Source organism: Pseudanabaena yagii GIHE-NHR1, from assembly GCF_012863495.1.
GTDB classification, from domain to species: domain Bacteria; phylum Cyanobacteriota; class Cyanobacteriia; order Pseudanabaenales; family Pseudanabaenaceae; genus Pseudanabaena; species Pseudanabaena yagii.
This window is the reverse complement of sequence record NZ_JAAVJL010000003.1, coordinates 1-22314: the sequence shown is the minus strand read 5'-3', so window position 1 is coordinate 22314 and position 22314 is coordinate 1. Positions and strand designations below refer to the sequence as shown.

18 protein-coding genes and 1 tRNA gene are annotated in these 22314 nt (G+C 41.2%); 13 read left to right on the top strand and 6 right to left on the bottom strand.

The window, feature by feature from the left end; translation table 11 throughout:
- Positions 1-124: 124 nt before the first annotated feature.
- Entirely contained in the window at positions 125-1120 is a 996-nt protein-coding gene (gene ilvC, locus HC246_RS20245; RefSeq protein ID WP_169365266.1) for a ketol-acid reductoisomerase, read from the top strand.
- Positions 1121-1213: 93 nt separating this feature from the next.
- Here the strand turns inward: ilvC and HC246_RS20240 are convergent, their stop codons facing one another.
- The 3 genes from HC246_RS20240 to mrdA all read right to left on the bottom strand — a co-directional run bounded on the left by HC246_RS20240 (position 1214) and on the right by mrdA (position 5550).
- Positions 1214-2170, bottom strand: a complete 957-nt coding sequence (locus HC246_RS20240) for a hypothetical protein (RefSeq protein ID WP_169365265.1) — start codon at positions 2168-2170, stop codon at positions 1214-1216.
- A gap of 2 nt (positions 2171-2172) precedes the next feature.
- Positions 2173-3636 (bottom strand): AAA family ATPase, encoded by a 1464-nt coding sequence (locus HC246_RS20235; protein ID WP_169365264.1) that lies wholly within the window; start codon positions 3634-3636, stop codon positions 2173-2175.
- 84 nt (positions 3637-3720) lie between these two features.
- On the bottom strand, positions 3721-5550 hold the full coding sequence (gene mrdA / locus HC246_RS20230) for a penicillin-binding protein 2 (protein ID WP_169365263.1): 1830 nt from the start codon (positions 5548-5550) through the stop codon (positions 3721-3723).
- Between the two features lie 158 nt (positions 5551-5708).
- Here mrdA and HC246_RS20225 point away from each other — a divergent pair, with 158 nt between their 5' ends.
- The 4 genes from HC246_RS20225 to HC246_RS20210 all read left to right on the top strand — a co-directional run bounded on the left by HC246_RS20225 (position 5709) and on the right by HC246_RS20210 (position 9950).
- Positions 5709-6146 carry an ATP-binding protein gene (locus HC246_RS20225; RefSeq protein ID WP_169365262.1) on the top strand — a complete coding sequence of 146 codons (438 nt, stop codon included), beginning with the start codon at positions 5709-5711 and terminating at the stop codon, positions 6144-6146.
- 203 nt (positions 6147-6349) lie between these two features.
- Complete coding sequence (locus tag HC246_RS20220) at positions 6350-8623, top strand: RelA/SpoT family protein (RefSeq protein WP_169365261.1); 2274 nt, start codon at positions 6350-6352, stop codon at positions 8621-8623.
- A gap of 74 nt (positions 8624-8697) precedes the next feature.
- Positions 8698-9075, top strand: coding sequence for a Uma2 family endonuclease (locus HC246_RS20215; protein WP_225903071.1), 378 nt, complete (start codon positions 8698-8700; stop codon positions 9073-9075).
- 71 nt (positions 9076-9146) lie between these two features.
- A complete protein-coding gene (locus tag HC246_RS20210) occupies positions 9147-9950 on the top strand; it encodes a Uma2 family endonuclease (protein ID WP_211167882.1) in 804 nt (267 codons plus the stop codon).
- Between the two features lie 28 nt (positions 9951-9978).
- Here HC246_RS20210 and HC246_RS20205 read toward each other — a convergent pair whose 3' ends face one another.
- A complete protein-coding gene (locus HC246_RS20205; protein ID WP_169365260.1) occupies positions 9979-10692 on the bottom strand; it encodes an ROK family protein in 714 nt (237 codons plus the stop codon).
- Between the two features lie 213 nt (positions 10693-10905).
- On the opposite strand from HC246_RS20205, the gene HC246_RS20200 reads away from it, so the two are divergent.
- Entirely contained in the window at positions 10906-13362 is a 2457-nt protein-coding gene (locus HC246_RS20200; RefSeq protein ID WP_169365259.1) for an NACHT domain-containing protein, read from the top strand.
- A 182-nt stretch (positions 13363-13544) separates the two neighbouring features.
- A complete protein-coding gene (locus HC246_RS20195) occupies positions 13545-14447 on the top strand; it encodes an ABC transporter ATP-binding protein (RefSeq protein WP_169365258.1) in 903 nt (300 codons plus the stop codon).
- A 33-nt stretch (positions 14448-14480) separates the two neighbouring features.
- On the opposite strand, the gene HC246_RS20190 is transcribed toward HC246_RS20195, so the two are convergent.
- Complete coding sequence (locus tag HC246_RS20190) at positions 14481-15518, bottom strand: hypothetical protein (RefSeq protein WP_169365257.1); 1038 nt, start codon at positions 15516-15518, stop codon at positions 14481-14483.
- 276 nt (positions 15519-15794) lie between these two features.
- Between HC246_RS20190 and HC246_RS20185 the strand changes: the two genes are divergently transcribed.
- The 3 genes from HC246_RS20185 (at position 15795) to HC246_RS20175 (ending at position 18586) form a co-directional block, all read left to right on the top strand.
- The gene (locus HC246_RS20185; RefSeq protein WP_169365256.1) at positions 15795-17153 is read left to right on the top strand and encodes an 8-oxoguanine deaminase; all 1359 of its coding nucleotides are present in this window, start codon (positions 15795-15797) and stop codon (positions 17151-17153) included.
- Positions 17154-17289: 136 nt separating this feature from the next.
- Positions 17290-17362, top strand: a tRNA-Val gene (locus HC246_RS20180).
- A gap of 579 nt (positions 17363-17941) precedes the next feature.
- On the top strand, positions 17942-18586 hold the full coding sequence (locus tag HC246_RS20175; protein ID WP_169365255.1) for a hypothetical protein: 645 nt from the start codon (positions 17942-17944) through the stop codon (positions 18584-18586).
- A 206-nt stretch (positions 18587-18792) separates the two neighbouring features.
- Here HC246_RS20175 and HC246_RS20170 read toward each other — a convergent pair whose 3' ends face one another.
- Positions 18793-19752: an asparaginase gene (locus HC246_RS20170; protein ID WP_169365254.1), complete on the bottom strand. Its 960-nt coding sequence runs from the start codon at positions 19750-19752 to the stop codon at positions 18793-18795.
- A gap of 88 nt (positions 19753-19840) precedes the next feature.
- On the opposite strand from HC246_RS20170, the gene HC246_RS20165 reads away from it, so the two are divergent.
- The 3 genes from HC246_RS20165 to HC246_RS20155 all read left to right on the top strand — a co-directional run bounded on the left by HC246_RS20165 (position 19841) and on the right by HC246_RS20155 (position 22164).
- Positions 19841-20722: an alpha/beta fold hydrolase gene (locus HC246_RS20165; protein ID WP_169365253.1), complete on the top strand. Its 882-nt coding sequence runs from the start codon at positions 19841-19843 to the stop codon at positions 20720-20722.
- 93 nt (positions 20723-20815) lie between these two features.
- Complete coding sequence (locus HC246_RS20160; protein WP_169365252.1) at positions 20816-21175, top strand: YkgJ family cysteine cluster protein; 360 nt, start codon at positions 20816-20818, stop codon at positions 21173-21175.
- An 800-nt stretch (positions 21176-21975) separates the two neighbouring features.
- Entirely contained in the window at positions 21976-22164 is a 189-nt protein-coding gene (locus HC246_RS20155; protein WP_169365251.1) for a hypothetical protein, read from the top strand.
- The last annotated feature ends 150 nt before the right edge of the window (positions 22165-22314 follow it).

Below are 22314 nucleotides of genomic sequence, written 5' to 3'. Positions count from 1 at the left end.
TATTTCTTTAGAGGGACGATTTTTGTTAGACTAGAAAAAGTGTTTGAAGCCAATTGACAATAAACCTTACAAACCAACTTTCACTCTACACTTATTTAATTCTTGTCTCGGAGATAACCACACTATGGCTCGGATGTACTACGACACGGACGCAAATCTTGAATTTTTAGCGGGTAAGACGGTCGCAATTATTGGCTACGGTTCTCAGGGTCACGCCCATGCCCTCAACCTCAAAGATAGCGGCGTGAATGTCATCGTGGGGTTATATCAAGGCAGTCCCTCATGGCAAAAAGCAGAAGCTGATGGTTTGACCGTTAAGACCGTAGCTGATGCGTCGGCAGCGGCTGACCTCATTATGATTCTATTGCCTGATGAAACTCAAAAAGCAATTTATGCTACCGAAATTGCACCAAACCTCAAAGCAGGCGATACCCTAGCCTTTGCTCATGGTTTTAATATCCACTTCGCACAGGTTGTGCCTCCTGCCGATGTTGATGTGATCATGGTTGCACCTAAAGGTCCTGGACACTTGGTACGCCGCACCTATACTCAAGGTCAAGGTGTTCCTGCATTGTTCGCAGTTTACCAAGATGCTTCTGGTCAAGCACGCGATCGCGCTATGGCATATGCCAAGGGCATCGGCGGCACTCGTGGCGGTGTTCTCGAAACCACCTTCCGTGAAGAAACCGAAACCGACCTCTTCGGCGAACAAGCAGTACTTTGCGGCGGTTTGTGCGCTTTGATCAAGGCTGGTTTTGAAACCCTCGTTGAAGCTGGCTATCAACCCGAACTCGCCTACTTTGAGTGCTTGCACGAAGTTAAGCTAATCGTTGACTTGGTGGTTGAAGGCGGTATGTCCAATATGCGCTACAGCATCTCCAACACCGCAGAATATGGCGACTACACCCGTGGACCTCGCGTCGTTAATGCCGAAACCAAGGCAGAAATGAAGAAGATCCTTTCGGAAATTCAGTCTGGTCAATTTGCGCGTGAGTTCGTTCTTGAAAACCAAGCTGGTAAGCCCGGATTTACCGCAATGCGTCGTCAAGAAGCTGAGCATCAAATCGAGTCCGTTGGTAAAGAGCTACGCTCTATGTTTAGCTGGTTGAAGAAAATCTAGTCTAAACCAATAAAAAAGGGAGGCACATAGTGCCTCCCTTTTTTATTGCGATCAATACTCTGAACAGGCAATGGGGTAGCGATCGCCTAAGCCTCAAGCAAATTTACGCAACATTTTAAAAAAGTATGGAATATGATACTTTACTGCCGCTTCATCATCGGTTTGTTGTGCATAGAAATCTCTAGCGATTGTTAATAGAAGTTGATTCTTATAAAGAGAAACATCTCCATCCCATTCATCACTCGGTTTAATTTGATGCCAATATTCTTTAGCCTTTCTTATGGTTAATAAACTAAAAACTAACTCATGCTTTCTTTCTTCATCTGTAGTATTTTGAAACTCATTAATCCAGCTATCTCTTAATTTATCTATATCACTAAAATTTAATCCATTACAGTGATTAATTCGAGAACAGGCAATTTCAAAGCCATTTTTTAAATCCGAATCGATCAGTAGATCGTGAGACATTGAAAAATAAATATCATCAAGTAATAACCTGTTACCTTTGTAAAAAGGTGGATCAAATTGTTCATCAAATAGTGATTGAAGTACTGGAATCAAAAAGTATGCTTCTTTATGAATTAGTCCTGTAATCCATATTTCATGATCTACCTCTGAATTGATATCATTTATTTTGCCGTTTTGGTAAAGGTTACAAAAGATTTGGTGTGTATCAGTAAAGTGATAATTATCAATCTTTTTTACTTGAATATCTAGATCTACTAAAGCAAATATTTTTTTAGGATGGTTGTATAGATTATCTATATCTTCTTTGATCATCTCTAATAAAGTAAAGTATGTATCTAAAACATCATTGCGATCGCCACAATTAAAAAAACATGGTCTAAGATTTCTCCAAGGCTTTGGAACACAGGCACTATAAAAATTTGCATCTGGAAAGTTTTCCATTTTTTTATAATACAGTGGTGAAAGTTTACCTTCTTCTATGTAAGTCTCACCTTCACATAAAATAATAAGTCTATTACTAACCCTACTATCACTTAAAATAAACTTGCAATGTTGCTTTAATTGTTCTTCACTAAAACTCATGACTAATCGCTACGTCTTTCAGTAAGTTTTGGTTCTAATATTTTTACATGGGAAGGTGTTAAGGCATTACACAATTCGTAGGAATGAGTAGCTAATATATATTGATTACTAGGAACCCAATCAAGTAAATCAGATACAATTTGATACTGCCAATCTGGATGCAACGCAAGATCGACTTCATCCATTAATACAATTGCGTCTTCGATATTTTGATATTTCAACCATATATAAATACTAAGTCGTTTTAACTCACCATGACTCAAATCTTCTGGATAAAGCTCAATACTATCTTTAAATCTATCAAGTTTAAATGTTAATCCAGAAAAATCATCCATGAAATTAACTTGTTTGTCATGCAGTAAAAAATCTAAATCTTTTAATAGTTTTTGATAGTTTTTACCATATTCACCAGTTTTAAGAGCTTCTTTAAAGTCTTTGTCTCTGGCATTTTTAAAAGCTTTAATCAGAATATTAGTTGCTAAGAAGTCATAAGTAAACAATCCCGACAAATCAGATTTCATTTTGGTAAGCTCTGATTGATAATAATTCATATCATTAGACTCATTAAAAAGAGATTTTATTGCTTTTTTATTAAGAAACAAAAACACTTGAGTAGATGGAGCAGCTAAAAAAATCTTGTTTGACAATTTATTCAAGAATTGTTCGTCAAAATTTGTGTTTTTATTGTTGATACTACATAGTAAAGCTTTATTCTTATGATTACCAGCTTCAGATGAGCAAATAGTTATATATTCAATATTAACTGATTTAATATCTGTTATAAATTCATGTATATTATTAGACAATAGCCTTTCTTTAATCCTCAATTCCAGATGTTTATTTGACAACTGTAGTTTTAGTTCTTGCTCAATTTTAATTAAGTAGTTAGCATCCGAATAATCAATTTTAATAGAATCAATATCAATATCTAAACTTAATAGACGAGTCTTTAGACGATCAGGAAATTTTGAAGAAGAACTTATTTCGTTATTTCTAATTTCAATCTGTTCGATAATATTTTGTAGTGTTATTTCTTTACTAGGAATTTCAGAGATTTTTTGTTGAATATCCTCTAACTCTAAAAATGTTTGAAAGAAGTAGTTTGGCGCTCTCTCATCTTGCTTGTTTCGTACAAAGTTTAATATTTCATCAATATAAGTATCGCCACAAACAAAAAATTCTAGCTCCACAGATTTTTCTCCATCCCAAATATCAATTTTTGCCAGTACCCTTTTATTCTCATTTTCACGCAAATTAAACCCATCAATTAAATTCTTTAAAGCAGACAAACGCTCAGGATTAGTTGGACAATGTAGCAATACAAAAATCAATTGTAATAAAGTACTTTTCCCACCACCATTCTGACTGCCAAGTGGAAAAACTCTAGGATTAAAGTTTTTCTCAAAAGTGATATCTACATCCTTTAGAACCCGAAAATCAGGAACTTGGACTCTTTGTAAATGCATATAAACTCCTGTTATTTCCTGTAACTATTTAGCTAACTGATTCCTGACCAATTAATTTTTAATGTATCTGCAAATTACTTCTTTTTAGTTTTGGGCTGGTACAGGAACTGGGGGATTATTGGGTGAATTACCTTGCTTTTTGATTTGCATATAGGCTTCTACCGTTTGAACTGCGAGAGGAGCAGCGATCGCGCTACCACCACCACCACCAGCATTTTCTGCAAATACTGTCACCACAATTTCAGGTTTCTCGAAGGGAGCATACAAAGTAAACCATGCGTGGTTAGGACGTGGCGGATCTTGCGCCGTACCAGATTTACCAGCCATCGCAATTTCCGCAGAACTTAGAGATGAAGCAGTTCCAAACTCAAATACTGATTTGAGCGCTTTTTGCAGGGCTGCCAAATTAGTTGGAGATATATTTAAGGACTGTTTCCATTCCCTAGCATCATTATCTTCGAGGAGCAAATGTGGTCTGATCCTAAAGCCCCCATTGGCGACCCCAGAGGTCATCATCGAAACCTGCACAAGATTTGCTTGCACATCACCCTGACCGATCGACATATTTAGGGTATTGCCCACATACCAAGGTTCGCCCACCACTTTCTGCTTCCACTCTGGATCGGGAACCGTACCTTTAGTCTCTTCCTCTTTAATTTCAATGCCCGAATATTCACCATAGCCGTATTTATGTGACCATTCAGCAAGAGTCCTTTCACCCACACGCATACCAACCTGACCAAAGAACGTATTACTGCTATAGGCCATCGCTTCATAGAAACCAATCGTGCCAAAGCCTGCTTTGTTGTGATCCCAAAACTGGAAGCCACCCACATCAAGGTATGGATATGTCGGCAATACATCACTGGGACTAAATGCTTTGCTCTCTAGCGCCGCAGTCATGGTCACAACCTTGAAGGTACTTGCGGGGGGATATACCTGTAGAGTGCGATTAACAAAGGGGTGATCTTTTTCTTGAAGGCGCTTCCATGTTGCTTCGGAGATTTTGCCAGAAAATAAATTGGGATCAAAGGCGGGATGACTGACCATTGCCAATATTTCGCCATTATTAGGATTCATCGCCACGATGCCGCCTTGCTGCTCTCCTAAAATCTTCTCAACTGCTTTTTCTAAATCGAGATCGATGGTTAGTTTGACAGCATTTCCTGCTTTGGGAGGCTTTTGTCCTAAAATCCGCAACACCTTACCAAAGGCATCAACTTCTACCTGTTGACCACCCCATTCACCACGCAACATATTCTCAAAGGCATACTCTACACCTGCTTTACCAATCACATCCCCCGGACGATAGCCTTTTTCGCGCAATTTGGGTAATTCTTCGGCAGTTAATTCTCCTGTATATCCCAGCAAATGGGCGGCGACATCACCATTAGGGTAATAGCGGACTGCCTCTGGCTCTACCTTGACCCCCGGTAACTCAAGGCTATGCTCCGAGAGCACTGTTACAAGTTTGGGGCTAATAGCTGTAGAGATTCTGACCAAATTGGGCGAGTTATACCCCTCCTGCTCTAGCTTGTCAGAAATGGTCTGAGCAGAGACTCCCATTAACTGCGCCAAGCGCTCAATAATTGGTTGCCATTTATCCTTAGATTGAGCGATCGGCCAGAGATACACCACATGAGCTAGTCGGCTAGAGGCAAGAATATTTCCTTTGCGATCGAATAGCCGACCACGCTCAGGTGGTTTCGCAATCAGGCGAATCCGATTATTTTCTGCAAGTTGTTGATTGAGATCGCCCTCAATTATTTGTAAGTAAAATAGTCGCCCCCCCAAAATTCCCAGCAGCATCAGTACGCCCAGCAAAAATAAAATTGCGGCTCGCATCCCCTTGCCCATAGTACGCATGTTTTCGGTGGGATTAAAGGGAGAAGTTTTGCGTTGCGTAAAGGTCATACTTCTTTGGAAAGATTTTTTCGCTAGAATAGGAACTATTACTATTGTATGGCGATCGTGAATTTAGTTGATTCCATTGTGGACTGGTTACAAAGTAAATCCTTGCAACCAAAACCTCATCAGGCTATAGCAGTTATTCTCAGAGGAGCTAAAAGGGCGTGATTGTGACACCTGTCCGTCCCGTAGGACGTAAGTGGAGTAACCTTAGTTTTACTTCAACCCTCTATCTTGCCCCAGTGCTGGACTTGTTACTTGACGAAGTACCGTCGGAATGGCAACCAGAGTTGCGGCTGGGTTTACAAGAGGCTTTGGTAAATGCAGTAAAACATGGAAATTCTCTTGATCCATGTAAACAGATCACGGTTAAATTTTCGATTGTGTCACAAATGTACTGGTGGATCATTACTGATCAAGGACTGGCACCTCAATCTTCAGAAGTTGGTAAAGAAGAGCCAACCCCATGTCATGACTTGGAATGTGGTAGAGGGTTCTATATCTTACGCAAAATTTTTGATCATGTGCAGTGGGATAGTGATATTCATCGTTTAACCCTAGGCAAAAAGATCGATCGCTCCAGTAAACCAATGATTGTTTGACATCGATAAATTGGCTTGATAAATTGGCATTTTAGAAAGTTCTGCCTCGAATTCTAGGTGTTAAATGCTAAATCTTTATGATTTTTTAATAATTTTGCGATTTTAATGCAAATCTAAAGACAAAGTAGCATATTTGACATAAAGTTTAAAATAAGGTTATGGAAATCTTATATAAACATCTCTGCTAAGGGGAACTTGAACCAATGACTCCGATGACATTATTAGCTGAAGCTCCAGTAGAACGTCTAGGTCAGTCTCTAGATTATGAAAAAGCGCGAAAGTGCGATGAAGTAGTGGGTGCTTGGATTCCAGAATGGTTACAGTGTTGTTGGGAAAAGTCGCAAAGGGGAGATAGTTTAGAGGATGAGGATGTTGTTTGTCGCGCTTTAGACTTTGCCTATCGGCTACATGATGGTCAATGTCGCGCTTCGGGGGAGCCATACATACTGCATCCGATCGCAGTTGCCTCGATTTTGAAGGATTTAGGTGGCAGCAATGCCATGATCGCCGCAGGTTTCTTACATGATGTGGTTGAAGATACTGAGGTGTCTTGCGAGCAGATTGAGGAAAAGTTTGGTAAAGAAGTCAGGCAATTGGTTGAGGGGGTAACTAAGCTATCAAAGCTGAGTTTTGAGAGTAAAACTGAAAGTCAAGCCGAAAACTTCCGTCGCATGTTTCTGGCGATGGCACAGGACATCCGCGTAATCATTGTCAAGCTTGCCGATCGCCTCCACAATATGCGAACTCTGGAGCATCTGCGTCCTGAGAAACAAGTTTTAATTTCTAGGGAAACTAGAGAAATTTTTGCTCCTTTAGCCAATCGCCTCGGTCTAGGACAAATCAAGTGGGAACTGGAAGATATTGCTTTTAAATATATTGAACCAGAGCAATATCAAATGATGGAGTCTCTTGTTGCGGAAACTCGCGAGAGTCGCCAAGAACAACTCGTGGAAGTGACAAGGATTTTAGGCGATCGCTTAAAGTCAATGGGGTTGGAAGATTTTGAAATTAGCGGTAGACCCAAGCATCTATACGGCATTTTCCGCAAAATGGAACGCCAACAGAAGCAGTACAACGAGATTTACGATATCCAAGCAGTGCGGGTGATCGTTAATAGTAAAGAGGAATGTTATCGCGTTCTTGCGGTCGTCCATGATCATTTTTGTCCAATCCCTGGACGGTTTAAAGACTACATTGGCTTACCAAAACCAAACCGCTATCAATCGCTACATACGGCGGTAATTGGTCCAAAGGGACAGCCTGTAGAAGTGCAAATTCGCACATGGGAAATGCATCATATCGCTGACTATGGGATTGCTGCCCATTGGAAATATAAAGAGAGCAATTCCACGAGCAAACCCCTCAAGGGCGATGATCAGAAATTTACTTGGTTACGTCAGTTGGTGGAATGGCAACGTGAACTGAAAGATCCTCAGGAATATTTAGACAGCGTCAAGGAAGATTTATTTGATAGTGAGGTTTATGTCTTTAGTCCCAAGGGCGATGTGTATTGTTTGCCAAGGGGCGCAACTCCTGTAGATTTTGCCTATCGTGTACATACTGAAGTTGGCAATCATTGCTCAGGAGCTTTGGTAAATAGCGTGATGGTTCCTCTGCATCGTCCCCTTAAGCATGGTGATATTGTCACGATTCTCACTCAAAACAATGCCCACCCCAGTACTGACTGGATTAACTTTGTTGCTACTAATTCCGCGAAATCTAGAATTCGGCAATGGTTTAAGCGATCGCGCCGTGAGGAAAATCTTGCTCTCGGTCGCAGTGCGTTGGAAAGAGAGTTGGGCAAGAATGGCTTAGATGCATTGCTCAAATCGGATCAGATGCTCAAACTTGCCGAGCGCTGCAACTATCACACCGTTGATGATCTGCTGGCTGGCATTGGCTATGGTGAAACTTCTATCAATGCGGTTGTCAATAAATTAAGGGAACATCAACATAGCGATCGCTATTTCAATCCGCAAAAATTTGAAGCCCGTCATGAACCTGCCCAAAACTATAACTCTAAGTCGCCAATTTTGGGATTGGAAGGAATGGTGTATTCGATCGCTGGTTGTTGTGCGCCTCTCCCTGGTGAAGCAATTACGGGTGTGGTTGCCCTCGGTAGCAATCGTGGCATCACGATTCACCGCAATGATTGCAATAATTTGGCAAATATTCCTAGCGATCGACTCTTACATGTGGCATGGAATCAGCGCAAAGAGAATGATCAAGTTGTCACCTATCCGATTGATATTCGTGTGGAAACCATAGATCGTGTAGGTGTATTGCGCGATATTTTGACTCGTCTTTCTGACAACAAGATTAATGTGCGAAGGGCAAATGTCCAGACCAAAAAAGGTAAAGCTGCAATTATTGATCTAAGTATTGATATTAGCGATCGCCACCAATTCGATCGTGTTTGCAATCAAATCAAAAAAATGTCAGATACCCTCTCTGTTTCTCGCCTAGTCGCTGAGTAAGTTAAAAAAACTTCCTGATCCCATTAGTTAATCAGGAAGTTTTTTGCTTGAACCATTTTATGGGATTAAACATCATGAACTTTCAAACCCTCGATCTCAGCCCAGTAATTACGCTGACTCGCGAAGAGTTTATCAAGCTTTGTGCGGCAAATCCTGAAATGAAACTAGAGCGTACAGCTAAAGGAGAATTGGTCGTTATGTCCCCGACGGGTGGTGAAACTGGTAGTTTTAACTCTGACCTCAACGGTGAACTGTATATATGGAATCACTCATGTAAACAAGGTAAAACCTTTGATTCATCGACTGGTTTTAGTTTGCCGAAGGGTAGCGATCGCTCACCTGATGCGGCATGGATTTCTTTAGCAAAATGGGAATCTCTTACTCCTGAGCAGCGCAAAGGCTTTTTACTCAATTTTGTTTTAGATGTTAGTAGCATATTTGGCTGGGGCTAGAGCCTTTACGGCGATCGTCCTCGCCTAAAAATTCATGTTAGAATCGCGCTAATGTATCTCCCAGAGTTACTATGCAAACCACACAAACACCCATTAAAACTACCGCCTCACCACCACCCAATATTGCCTCCACACCCATCAATATTCCCGATCATAAGCAACTGCCAGAATCAGACGGAACCTTTGTGAAAAATTTTCAGGAACACCCACAAAGTATTGTTTTAACTAGCTCCATCACTCCAGTCCTAGAAAAATTACATCCCGATGGACGTTACTGCATTGGTCAAGACAGTGGCATTTACTGGCGACTAATAGAACCACCCGAAAAAGGAGCTGAAGCCCCCGACTGGTTTTATGTTCCTAATGTATCGCCACTGCTTGATGGTGAATATCGGCGTTCCTATGTTTTGTGGAAAGAGTTTGTTGCACCCTTAATTGCAATTGAATTTGTATCTGGTAATGGGGATGAAGAAAGAGACACAACGCCGCCCAGTGAAACCGACAAAGCAGGAAAATTCTGGGTTTATGAGCAGGCAATTCGCATTCCTTTTTATGCCATTTTTGATACATGGCGAGACAGTCTTGAAGTCTATCACTTAGTTGATGGACGCTATATCAAAGTACAGCCCAATGATCGCGGACATTTTGCGATCGCGCCGATGGGCGTGGAACTTGGGCTGAAATTAGAGAATGGTGTATCTTGGTTGCGCTGGTGGGATGAGTCGGGGAATTTGTTGTTAACTGGTGATGAACGCGCAGCACAAGCTGAGGCGATCGCTGATCAACAACGGACGATCGCCGATCAAGAGCGGCAACAAAAAGAAAAATTAGCAAATTATTTAAGGTCGATCGGCGTTGATCCTGATGCGATTTAATCGCTGAGGTTGCTTCTCCGTTAAGTAATCATGCGTCGCTAAAGCGCCACAATGCAAGCCCGCCGATCAATCCCAAATCGTTAGAAACGATCGCTACTTTGTTCGATAAATTTAGCGGCAAATCTACAGAAACTAAACGAGAATTTCCACCACCAAGATATATTTTGTCGAAATTAAATAACTTATAGAGTGAGGCGATCGCCTCCGCTAATTTGACATTCCATAATTCAACACCAATGAGATCTAAAGCTGCTTGTCCCAAGCAATCCTCATAGGTATCATTACCTTGGAAAATATGTTGACCTAATTCTAAATTTGGCAAAAGCTGACCATTGAGAAATAGTGATGATCCAAACCCAGTACCTAGAGTAATGACTAGCTCTACACCCTGACCAGCGATCGCCCCACACCCTTGCACATCGGCATCATTAGCGATCCGCAACGGTTTTCCTAATTTATCCTGTAATACCTGTGCTAAGGGAAACCCATCCCAGTCAGGATGTAAGTTAATTGCTCCCCTTGTAATCCCATGTTCAAGAACGCTGGGAAATCCAATCGCCAGTCGGTCATATCTACTTTGCCCCGCAATGAGATCTAGCAATGCTGCTACTACCACCTCAGGTGTCGCAGGATGTGGTGTGGGAATTTGCGATCGCTCTGAGACAGCAGTCCCATCATCTCGCAATATGATCGCCTTAATACTACTTCCACCCACATCAATTGCTAATGTCAATAAATTCACTTCAGTCGAATTCTCTTAATAAAAGTAATATTATTGATTAAAGCAACTTGCGATCGCATTGTAGCGTTTTTACAGGTATAGCAGTTTTGATTTTGCCTAAGACAAAATTCAAGCTCAAAACTCTTACTAGGATTGATTTTTTGTTTGTAAATGGGTGCATACTCATTGGCAAACCGATATAGCAAGATGATTGAAACATGAGGAATTAGAATTATGGTTGCAGCATTGATGCTAAGAGCACCGTCAGAAGCCATTCTAAAAGCTAAGGAAGAACTCTCAAGTAATGGCTATACTTCCGTGCAATTGGCAAGTGAGCTTGGTATCGCAGTGCAACTAGTTGACAACTTTCTGAATGGAGAAATTGTTGATCGCAATACCTATAACCTAGTCTGTGACAAGCTGCATATCCCCATCAATTCCTCTGAAGATCAACCACCAAAAAAATCAGATAATTTAAGCAGTCAAGATATTGCAGATTCTAAGCCTGCTAAGAACGAATTGACCAATGGTCATGCTGCTATAAATGACAAGGAGATGCGAGTAATCGCTAACTTCAGTGATGTTTCCGTAAAATCAGAAAATATCGCCCCAATTGATGATGAAATTGATTACCCCCAACCTAATCAGTTTGTCCAGAAAATTCGTCGCCACATTTCTTCCGCCTTAATTCGTCAATGCGATCGCCTCAGAGTCATTGATATTAATACTCCCCTGTATTTACACGATCTATATACAGATATTGAAGTCTTTATAGATTTACCAAGTAGCCAATATCTAGATCTCAACGAGACTTTCCAAAATATTCCGCCTGAACAATATGATCGCTTCTATTTAGCGAAGCTAAATCCGTCCTCAATTCCTGCAAATCAAGCCTTAGAAGAATACAACAAGCTATTAGTAACTGGCAGTTTAGGGGCAGGTAAAACCACATTACTCAAATATTGGGCTTTAGCCTGTATTACTGATCAAATCCTGTCTGATTATTTGCCAATATTTTTGCCATTGCGCTCGCTAGTAGATACTGGTAACTTTCATGGGACTAATTCCCTCGGCAATCCCTTTACATGGCTGAAATCTCAATTTACTAGCTATGGATTGGCTAATGAAATATTAGATGGAGCATCAATTGACAATTTACTAGAGCAGCTATTAAGCGAAGGGAATTTTCTCTTGCTTTGGGATGGACTGGATGAAATCCCAGACAATTATCGAACTGAAATTGCTTATCAAATTCTGAATTTTAGTGATCTCTATCCCAAAAATAGAATGGTAGTGGCTACCCGCAATCCAGTCTATAGCCATATTTTGGAATCTTTTAAAACTATAGAAGTTGCTCCTTTCCAAGAATCACAAATAGCCGAATTTGCAGGTAAATGGGTTCAAACTACCTGTCCTCAATTACCTAAGAAGTTAGATAAATTCCAACAATTACTAAACACCAATCAACCCTTAGCTGAAGTTGCGAAGAATCCTCTACTATTGACACATATTTGTACAGCTTTCAACAGTTGTGAATATCTCAAACCTAACTTTTATCAGGAAATTCTCAATTTGTTATTAAGCAAATGGGAACAGACGAAATGCTTACCCAGTTCCACAAATCAATCCCTATCAGTTGCCCAAAAACAGGATTTGCTTTCCTATATAGCGATCGTTTCGCTCGATCGCCATGGTTATGTTTGGCAAAACAATGAACTAGAGGATGACTTTCAGGCTTGCATCAGGGCTAGTCGGAATTTAGCTAATGTAGCGATCGATCGCGATCAATTTTTTCAACTCCTGAAGTGGCGACACAGCTTATTAATTGAATCTGCCAAAGGTGTTCATAGGCTCTGCCATACGACCTTACATGACTACCTCGCAGCTTATCGCATTGCCAATAGTAATCCTGCGGCGGCTCAAAAATATTTGCTAGAGCGGATGTATCTCAACCGTTGGCATGGAGTGATCGTCATGACAGTGAGCATTTCCCAGCAAGCCGATCATATGTTACAGATGATGAAACGCAAAATCGATGAGCTTGTGATCAAAGATCCGCATCTCCAATCATTTTTGTCATGGGTAAATCAGCAATCAATTCAGATGAAAACTCCCTACAAGGCAGTGACGATTCGGGCGCTGTATTTAGACATTGATTTGGAGAATACGCGATCGCTTGATCGCGCACGTGCTTTAGATATTGCCCATTCACGTTCTTTAGAGCGCGCACGAACCAAAGCTTTAGGCTTTGATAACACTATGGAAACAGAGGTGGATATTGATTACACGATTAATCTCGCCCTCAACCTCGACCTCGCACTATATTTTGCTAATCATCGCATTTTAGACTTAGCCTGCATCCTTGAACCAGATCTTCATAAGGGGCTACAGTTTTTACGTCAGAAATTTCCTGATCCTTATAAAGATCGTGAGAAGTTTTCTAAATGGTGGCAAGCTAAGGGGCTGGATTGGTCAAAGAAATTACGCAGCCTAATAGTGCAACATCGCAAGGGTTCACAGGAATGGCAATTTAGCGAAAACCAACTTAAAATATTGCGGACATATCACGATGCCAATAAGCTTTTGGTGGAATGTCTGAATAATGCCGAGTATGTCAGCCCATTAGTCAAAAATCAAATTGAGTCTACTTTGCTGTCACCTCAAGGGGAATATACAATATTGCAGTATTAAAACGAGAGGGTGTGGTGCAGCGTGCGCCATACCCTTTTGCCCATCGACTATAAATCTTTGAAAGCGCGGCGAAGCCACGCTTTCAAAGATTTATCTGGGTTTTAATGCGCTGTAACCTTTGGGGTTGTGTAATGGTGATTGCTATACTTTAAGCAATACTTTTAAGAGAGATAGATATATTCGTGCTAGAGGTTCGCAAAATCTGTAAATCTTATGGAAAGAAGCAAGTTTTGCAGGACTTGAGCTTTGCTATCCAATCAGGTGAAGTTTACGGCTTACTTGGGCCCAATGGAGCTGGGAAAACCACCACAATTAGCATTCTGTGCGGTTTGATTAAAGCCGATCGCGGTAGTGTGATGATGAATGGTCAGACTTCATCAGGGGCTATGCGATCGCTAATTGGGATTGCTCCACAGGAAAACATCTTTTATAAGAGTTTAACCTGCGAAGAAAATCTGCGATTTTTTGGTCAACTGTATGGCTTGAGTAATGAACTTTGTCGTAAGCAAGCCAAGTATTGTTTAGAACTAGTGGGGCTTGGCGATCGCGCCAAAAGCATCGCCGATACACTCAGTGGGGGAATGCAACGTCGTCTGAGTATGGCGATCGCTCTTGTCCATCAACCGCAGTTAGTGGTGCTAGATGAACCAACAACGGGGCTGGATATTGAGGCGCGTTACGAAATTTGGGAAGTAATTCGCAATTTAAGTAGCCAAGATACAGCAATTTTATTAACTACTCACCTCCTCGACGAAGCGGAACGCCTTTGTCAGCGGATTGGCATTATCAAACAAGGTAGCCTCCTTGCTGAAGGTAGTCTCGAAGAACTGCGTAAATATGTACCTGCCAAGGAAATTGTTCTGGTATGCACCCCCGACGAAGACCTTGCGATCGCAAGAGCGATCGAGTTAGGTTTTGAATATCGTCACTATGGTCGTGAGCTAAGCTTTTGGCTACCAAAAGCGCTAGAGCTAAAAGAAATTTTGGAATATTTTGATGGCATTACGATCGATTCGATCATGCGTCAACCAGTTCGCCTCGAAAATATCTATGTCGAGGTAACTCGAAGTCTGGAAGTAACTTAAATCCATATAGAAAGCGGCGCGTAGCGCCGCTTTCTATATGGATTTAGCGTGATTAAAAACTGCTTTGGTGAAAGCTAACAAATTCTGTTGCATTTGCTCACGGTCTGACGAAACAATGCGATCGAGCGAAGTATAGTATGTGGCTGCTAATTTGGGACGATTGCCAGTTTTCATCATCCATAGACCATCAGCAAGGCTAGCTCTAATTTCGATGAGGACATCATCATTTTCTGGCAAGGTAAACTGCTCAGAAATACCATGAAAAGCCCGAATCTGATTGATTTCATCTCCCTTAATCCAAATCGTTGCCACTAAATAAGGACTAATAGCTTGCAAATCATTGTGCTGTATCGATCTTGACACATGAATGTATAGTAATTGCAACCAAGGCAAAGGATAAACAATCTCTAAAGCACTATAGCCACTACGCTTAGAACTAATCCCCATTCCTTGCAAATAATCTATAGCCAGTGACCATTGATCACTAAAATTTCTAGCTACATCAGGATTAAGAAACAACTGCCCCCATGTACTATGTTGCCAAGGCTGCATATCCATGAAATGCATGTATTCGGTAAATTCATGGACAATTCGTTCCTGCCTTTGCGCGACAATAGCGTATACATCTTGCCAGCAGAAGTATGGCATTGAAGAATTGAGATCATCACGAGGCTTGAGATAATAGCGTTGTGCGGTCTCACTAGCTAAGATTTCAGGATCAATTAAGCAGTAGCTATTACTAATCAAAACTACATAGGTCGGCTTTTTCTGAAACTTAGCCAAAATAAAGTAAGCATCCAGAGAATGCTTGCTTAATTCGCTTTCTAAGCGGTGATCACAGATAATGTCAAAATCTTGGCATTCTAAAACTAAGTCAGGCTGGATCTCATCGGAGATAGATGGATAGCTGACAGCTTTAAGGAAGTTTGAGCTATGCTTTCCTGATCGCTGCATCAAGAAATCCACAAACTCTTGCCCTAAATCATGAATATTCTCTAATAGATATTCCCAAAAAGCGGCAAAACGCTCTTTTTTATTTAGGTTGGGGGGGAGCAAGAAAATATTACTCATAGCTGGGCGTTGTCTAGCCTCATTTCGCTACATTGTATAGTTTATCTATGAACAAATATGTAGTAGAAAAGTAACGATTTAAGATTTTTTCTACCTCTAAAATTAAGGAATGCTAAATCGGTCTATGACAGGCTAGTACCAGCCAAATCCCAAAACTTCCTTGATCAATAATAATTGGTATTTCTCTAAGTTTACGAGGACTTATCAACTTTAACGCAATTTCTAAAAAAAGTCTTGGTATCGTCTAATGCATTCATAAAAAACACATAGAAACTAATGTCAACCCTTCTAGTTAAAAATATCCATACTTTAGTAACCATGGATCGCGATCGCCGCGAACTCCATGGTGCTGCCATATTTGTGCGAGATAACGTCATTGAGCAAGTTGGGCTGACCTCAGAATTACCTCAGACTGCCGATGAAGTCCTAGACCTACAGGACAAACACATTGTCTTACCAGGTTTGGTGAATACCCATCATCATTTTTTTCAAGTCCTTACTAAGGTTATCCCTGCTGCTCAAAATTGCGATCTGTTTAATTGGCTAAAGACGCTTTATCCCATTTGGGCAAATTTAACCTCAGAAAGTATCTATGTCAGTGCTCAGATGGCAGCCACCGAATTAATTCTCTCTGGCTGCACGACCGCTAGCGATCACCTCTATATCTACCCTAATGATTGTCAACTAGATGATGAAATTGATGCCATCCAAGCAATCGGGCTGAGGTTTCATGCTAGTCGTGGGAGTATGAGCCTTGGTGAAAGCAAAGGAGGTCTACCGCCCGATCGCTTGGTTGAAAAAGAAGCTGATATTCTCAAGGATTCACAAAGACTGATCGAGCAATATCACGATTCTTCACGCTATGCGATGTTGCGGATGACCTTAGCTCCATGTTCACCTTTCTCCGTCTCTACGGATTTAATGCGTGAATCGGCAAGTATGGCGCGATCGTATACCAGTGTCAGACTACATACGCATCTCGCTGAAAACCAATCCGATATTGACTATAGCTTAAGCAAATTTGGTAAAACGCCTGAAGATTATGCTGAATCCGTAGGTTGGCTTGGTGATGATGTTTGGCACGCCCATTGTGTGAAACTTAGCGATGATGCCATTTTAAAGTTTGGGCGTACAGGTACAGGGGTCGCGCATTGTCCTTGTAGCAATATGCGTTTAGCCAGTGGGATTGCCCCGATTCGGAAAATGTTGAATCATCGAGTTCCTGTAGGTTTAGGTGTAGATGGCTCAGCCTCTAATGACACAGGTAATCTGTTACAAGAGGCTCGCACCGCATTTTTATTAGCGCGGGTAAATGAGTGCGATCCCACATCTATGAGTGCGCGGGATATTTTAGAAATCGCAACTCTTGGTGGCGCGAAGGTCTTGGGGCGAGATGATATTGGTGCGATCGCTCCCAATATGGCGGCTGATTTTATTGCTATTGATATTGAGCGATCGCAATTTGCAGGCGCACAGCAGGATCTAGTCTCAGCGTTAATTTTTTGTCCAGTGCCATCGGTGGACTATAGCTTTATTAACGGGCGTAAAATCGTTGATCGTGGTCAGCTAACCACCCTTGATCTACCAATGTTAATTGAACGCACTAATAAAATTGCGCGTCAATTAATTGTGTAAACACTTGAACTATAAGCGTTTGCGGCTAAGCAGAGAATTGATTTTGAAAAAACTTACCAGATTTTTCAAAAAATTTGACTAAATGCGATCTCTATCTGTTATATTAATTGAGGTCAAAAAAACGACCACAAAAAAAGGGCGCTTAGCTCAGTTGGTAGAGCGTCTCGTTTACACCGAGAATGTCGGGGGTTCGAGTCCCTCAGCGCCCATAATTATAGAATAAAGCAATAAAGACCAGCTTTGCTTGTCTTTATTGCTTTTAATGCATTTAAGAACAATAGGATGAATTTTGTAAAATCGTCATCTTATCTAACTTGAGACAGACACTAGACTGGTTTCTGATTAAAGGCAATAATCGATCAGCATAAAGTAGTAGTCTCAAAAACTAGATAAATGACCATCACCTTATTTGTCCTATACACTATAGTGCTTCTGGGTTTTCTATGGATTTATTCACTATTGAGTTCTAAGCCCAACACTTCCAAGACATCCAATAAGATTAGTAATTCGCCCGCTAAGAACAGTAATTCATCCGCATGGGAAAACCTAGAACCACTATCTCCCTACAATTGGCGTAAGGCTAGTCAAAGAAAGCTAAAACAAAGAAGACTCAAGAAAATCTCAAGGCTATTGAAATTTTCAAGATAAATGTTCGGAATCCAAATTCTTGGCATACAGATGTTGATCAGAAATCAACAAAACACAGACTACATTAACCATGCTGCCAGCCTTTTTACAAGACAGGATCTAAGGGGTATTGCAGTATGACTCTAAGCTAAGGCAAGCTCATGAGCAATAACAAACCTAAAGCCCCTTTTGTAAATAATCAGGAAAAGGAATCGCTAGCCGCTTTGGCTGTAATTGTAATGATTGCGATCGCGGCTAGTCTGGTTTTATGGCTATTTATCGCTCAGCCACAAATTTTCACCTTTAAGCTAGCATTTCAGCCTAATGACCTAATATTGCCCATTGGTTCTGGCATAGGAATTTTAATTACGATCTATGCGCTCTATTTTCTTAATAAATTTAAAAACACAAAGGTAAATCAAAGTAAGCCTGTTAGTTCTAATTCTGGTCATGCTACAACCTCTAGAACCAATACACCGCTGAATGCTCACAAAACTGTTCAGCAACCAGAGACAAATAAAAAAGAATCAATACCTTTAAATCAGCCAGTAGATCAACCGATCAAAAACTCTACTAGGCTATCAATGAGGGAATATTTAGAATTTAGCCATAGCCAGAACCCCGAAAGCCAGTCTGTTGTTTATGAGATGCCTAAATACGCACCTCAAAACTTACTCAGAATGCTCAATGGTGATGAAAAACAAGCCTTCAGACTATATGAAGGGATATATCAAAAATATGGGAATAGGGGAGAAAAGTGGATCTGGGAAAAGGTGATTGGCGACTTAGAAAGAGATAGACGATAGCAACAGATAACTAAAAGTAACGCGAGTTCGGGATAATTTGAAACGTGCTTTGAGAGAGGGTTTGCTACGCAAACCCTCTCTCAAAGCACAAAAGTAAAAGCCTTGCTTAGCAAGGCTTTTACTTTTGTGCTTTTAAAATTTGCCAGCTTAACCCGAACTGACGTTAAAAGTATGAGTGGCGGCTCTTCGCGCCGCCACTCATACTTTTAGGCGAGAGATAATTCGCCAATAGCTTCTAAGCGGCTATATTTACCAACTGAAAGAAAAGACTCCTCTAGACTTTGAGCAACTGTCGGACTAATCCAGCCCAATTGTTTGAGTAAATGGATCGAAACAGCAGTTTTAGCCCGTTTAGAACCATCCATAACCTTGATGGCTAAACCTAAACCTTCGCCTATCCTGCCGATACATTGCACCCCTTCCGCACCTGACTTACTGACAACTTCCCCATTAGTTAAGCGCATTAGCTCTGTATCAAACTGACCATCCCCTGAAACCATGTCAGGATTGCGAGTCATGGCGCGAGTAATGCGCTCTAGGTGTAACTGGTTATGAGCAGATAGCAATGCATAGAGATGGGCTAACTGATCGAGTTCTAATAAATAAGTTGGCACACCACAATCATCATGGGCACAGATAAACTCCGCCGCAGGCATATGCAGTAGATCTGCCATCGTACTCAGTGCTAGTTGCTGTACAGGATGATTGCGATCCATATAGGAGGAAATTTCCCAACCCTGCTGTCGACATACGGCGATCATCCCTGCATGTTTACCAGAGCAATTATGTTGTAGGTGGCTTTGATAGCATTCAGGAATTGGACATTGCAAGGCACTCGGCTCAACATCACAACGCCAAAGAATACTAAAAACCTGTCTGGCTTGGGCGATCGTGCCTTGGTGTGAACCACAAATGATGGCTAAATCTTTTTCGGAGAGGTTAAATCGCTCCTGTGCCCCAGAAATTGAGACGGGCAAAGCTTGAATTGGCTTGAGACAAGAACGGGCAAAGGTGGTTGTTTGAGGATCGCCTGCCGCTGATAGGACTCTTCCTCTCGTATCGACTACCGCAGCTTGGCAAGAATGGATCGATTCAACTATTCCCTCGCGCAACAACTGCACGGTTATTTTGTTAGCGGAGAAACGATTACGCTTGCCGAGATTCATAAGTTATTGCTTGAGGATCGCCATCATAATCCTACGCTAAGGCTAGGATATATATGAAGATATGTAACAATTGTAGATATAAATACACATGGTTTTAGCAAATACTGAGCCGATCGCAGGTCAATATTGGCTTTGGCGCGATCAAAAAATTTATTTTGTCAAAGCAGGGGCTAATCTACAGCGTCCACCATTGTTGCTAGTACATGGTTTTGGCGCATCAACTGACCATTGGCGCAAAAATATTACTGACCTGAGTCAAGATTTTGAAGTATATGCGATCGATCTTTTGGGATTTGGGCGATCGCAAAAACCTGCATGGGAATATAGTGGCGATCTATGGCGGGATCAGCTTCATGATTTTATTACCGAACAAATTCAACGCCCAACGATCATTGCGGGTAACTCCCTTGGCGGCTATGCCTCCTTATGTGTGGCAGCTGACCATCCCCAATCCGTAGCAGGAGTTGTATTGCTCAATAGTGCAGGTCCTTTCACAGATACGAATCCCCTTGGAGCTAAAAAAGTAAATCCTGTTCAAAAAGCAATTAGTAAAACTTTACAAGGCGTTTTACGGCAACCTTGGGCAAATCAGTTACTTTTTGCATTTGTGCGCCAAAAATCACGGATTCGTAGCACTTTGCAAAAGGTATATCTCGATCAATCTGCCGTAACCGATCAACTAGTCGAAGAAATTTATCGTCCATCCTGTGATGAAGGAGCTGCACAGGTTTTTGCCTCAGTATTTAGTACACCCCAAGGCAAAAAGGTCGATCAGCTACTCACATCAATGACTTGCCCTTTATTGGTTATTTGGGGTGAGGGTGATCCTTGGATGAATTCCCGTGTGAGAGGAGCGAAATTCCGTGAGTTTTATCCTTCGCTGACGGAGCATTACATTAAGGCAGGACATTGCCCCCACGACGAATGCCCAGAAATTGTCAATGGCTTAATTCGGGATTGTTTTCTGTAAATTTGGAAGCGCATCCCTTCGGGATGCGCTTCCACAAACCATTGAGGATTACTATATTAATCAGGATTAATCAGGCAAATAGAAATAGAAATAATGGCAACTTGGCAATGTATTAGCGGTTGTGGCGCTTGTTGTAATCTTGACCCAAGCGATCGCCCTGACCTTGCTGACTATCTCACCCCCGCAGAATTGCAACAATATTTGAGCATGGTCGGCATCGATGGCTGGTGCATTAATTTTGATCGACTCAATCGCAAATGCTCAATTTACGAGCAACGTCCCCGCTTTTGTCGAGTAGAGCCAGATACCTTTTATGACATGTTTGGGTTGGAGGCGGAAGAACTTGATGAATTTGCGATCGCCTGTTGCGAAGAACATATTGAATCAATCTATGGCGAAAGATCACTGGAACTATTGCGCTTTGAGCAAGCAATTAGCTTACCCAGAGACTAAACAACAGATAAATTTGTGAAAGCTTGGCAAGAGCAAGCTTTCACAAATTTATCTGTTGTTTTAATGCCCAAAATACTATGTTATGATGCGTCTACAAAGTAGGATAATGTAACAAGGACTACAAATTTACTTTGCGATCGTTGGCAGCCATATAGCTAAATATGGGTTTAAACATGGATTGTATATCGTCACCCTATTCATATCCATTTGAGCAGAATCAAGACGCTGTTCGAGCATTTGCTGACAATAATTGCGTCTGGCTGGGGAACTATGTAAATAGAAATCACATCCAATTTCTGAGAGATTTTCCCTCAGCTCATCAAATTCAGCAAAGACAGGAAGCTATTCACCACAAAGCATCACATCGCCGACAACAGCAAATTTCCCTCTTGGAAATAGCATCGGACATGGATAGGCGCTGGAACAAAAAATTTATGCCGAGAGAATTTGTTTAAAAAACTAATTCCAATAAGTGCTGTGCAGGTACAGCGCAAAGCGCTGTACCTGCACAGCGAAACTTTAAGCCTCAACAAGCTGTAAATGCTTTGTAGAAAATGGTAATTCTTTTATAAAAAATAAGGGAACAAAATTTCCACTTTTGATTTCAAAAAAGAGAGCAATTGCTTTAAAGCATATGCCCTCTTTTTTTGTGACCAAGATCACAGGATCTAAGAGATATGAGGCTCTTAATCCTTTGATTGCAATCACATAAGGACAGAGATAGTAGTCACATCTATACCTTGGATTTTGCATCAGACTAATCATTGTAGAGATATACGTCTAGAAACCTCTTTAAAGTCATGAATAACAAAAGCGTCATTAGAAATCTTGTTAACCGTGCTCTCCTTGTCAAACGGCTTACTCCTGAAATGGAAACCTTGATTAATCAAGAACTTTCTGAACAGGGCTATATTACTGATCCTGACTATGAAGCACTGGAATATCTCATGCAAGCGATCGACCAAGGGAGAGTACGTCAAGTTGTCTAAAAATAATTTGGTGAATATTGACTTAGATGTAGCTGTAGACTAGAGTTGCAAAATTTGAAGTCTTGCATGTATGGGTTTTTCAGCCTATTCACGTCTAAATTATCAACTGCGATCGCTATATCACCAGATAGCCTATGGGATTCTATTTTG

Bases quoted from the DNA above. Each gene is read 5' to 3' on its own strand.
- ilvC (WP_169365266.1), top strand. From the start codon at position 125: ATGGCTCGGATGTACTACGACACGGACGCAAATCTTGAATTTTTAGCG.
- HC246_RS20240 (WP_169365265.1), bottom strand. From the start codon at position 2,170: ATGAGTTTTAGTGAAGAACAATTAAAGCAACATTGCAAGTTTATTTTA.
- HC246_RS20235 (WP_169365264.1), bottom strand. From the start codon at position 3,636: ATGCATTTACAAAGAGTCCAAGTTCCTGATTTTCGGGTTCTAAAGGAT.
- mrdA (WP_169365263.1), bottom strand. From the start codon at position 5,550: ATGACCTTTACGCAACGCAAAACTTCTCCCTTTAATCCCACCGAAAAC.
- HC246_RS20220 (WP_169365261.1), top strand. From the start codon at position 6,350: ATGACTCCGATGACATTATTAGCTGAAGCTCCAGTAGAACGTCTAGGT.
- HC246_RS20215 (WP_225903071.1), top strand. From the start codon at position 8,698: ATGAACTTTCAAACCCTCGATCTCAGCCCAGTAATTACGCTGACTCGC.
- HC246_RS20210 (WP_211167882.1), top strand. From the start codon at position 9,147: ATGCAAACCACACAAACACCCATTAAAACTACCGCCTCACCACCACCC.
- HC246_RS20200 (WP_169365259.1), top strand. From the start codon at position 10,906: ATGGTTGCAGCATTGATGCTAAGAGCACCGTCAGAAGCCATTCTAAAA.
- HC246_RS20190 (WP_169365257.1), bottom strand. From the start codon at position 15,518: ATGAGTAATATTTTCTTGCTCCCCCCCAACCTAAATAAAAAAGAGCGT.
- HC246_RS20185 (WP_169365256.1), top strand. From the start codon at position 15,795: ATGTCAACCCTTCTAGTTAAAAATATCCATACTTTAGTAACCATGGAT.
- HC246_RS20175 (WP_169365255.1), top strand. From the start codon at position 17,942: ATGAGCAATAACAAACCTAAAGCCCCTTTTGTAAATAATCAGGAAAAG.
- HC246_RS20170 (WP_169365254.1), bottom strand. From the start codon at position 19,752: ATGAATCTCGGCAAGCGTAATCGTTTCTCCGCTAACAAAATAACCGTG.
- HC246_RS20165 (WP_169365253.1), top strand. From the start codon at position 19,841: ATGGTTTTAGCAAATACTGAGCCGATCGCAGGTCAATATTGGCTTTGG.
- HC246_RS20160 (WP_169365252.1), top strand. From the start codon at position 20,816: ATGGCAACTTGGCAATGTATTAGCGGTTGTGGCGCTTGTTGTAATCTT.
- HC246_RS20155 (WP_169365251.1), top strand. From the start codon at position 21,976: ATGAATAACAAAAGCGTCATTAGAAATCTTGTTAACCGTGCTCTCCTT.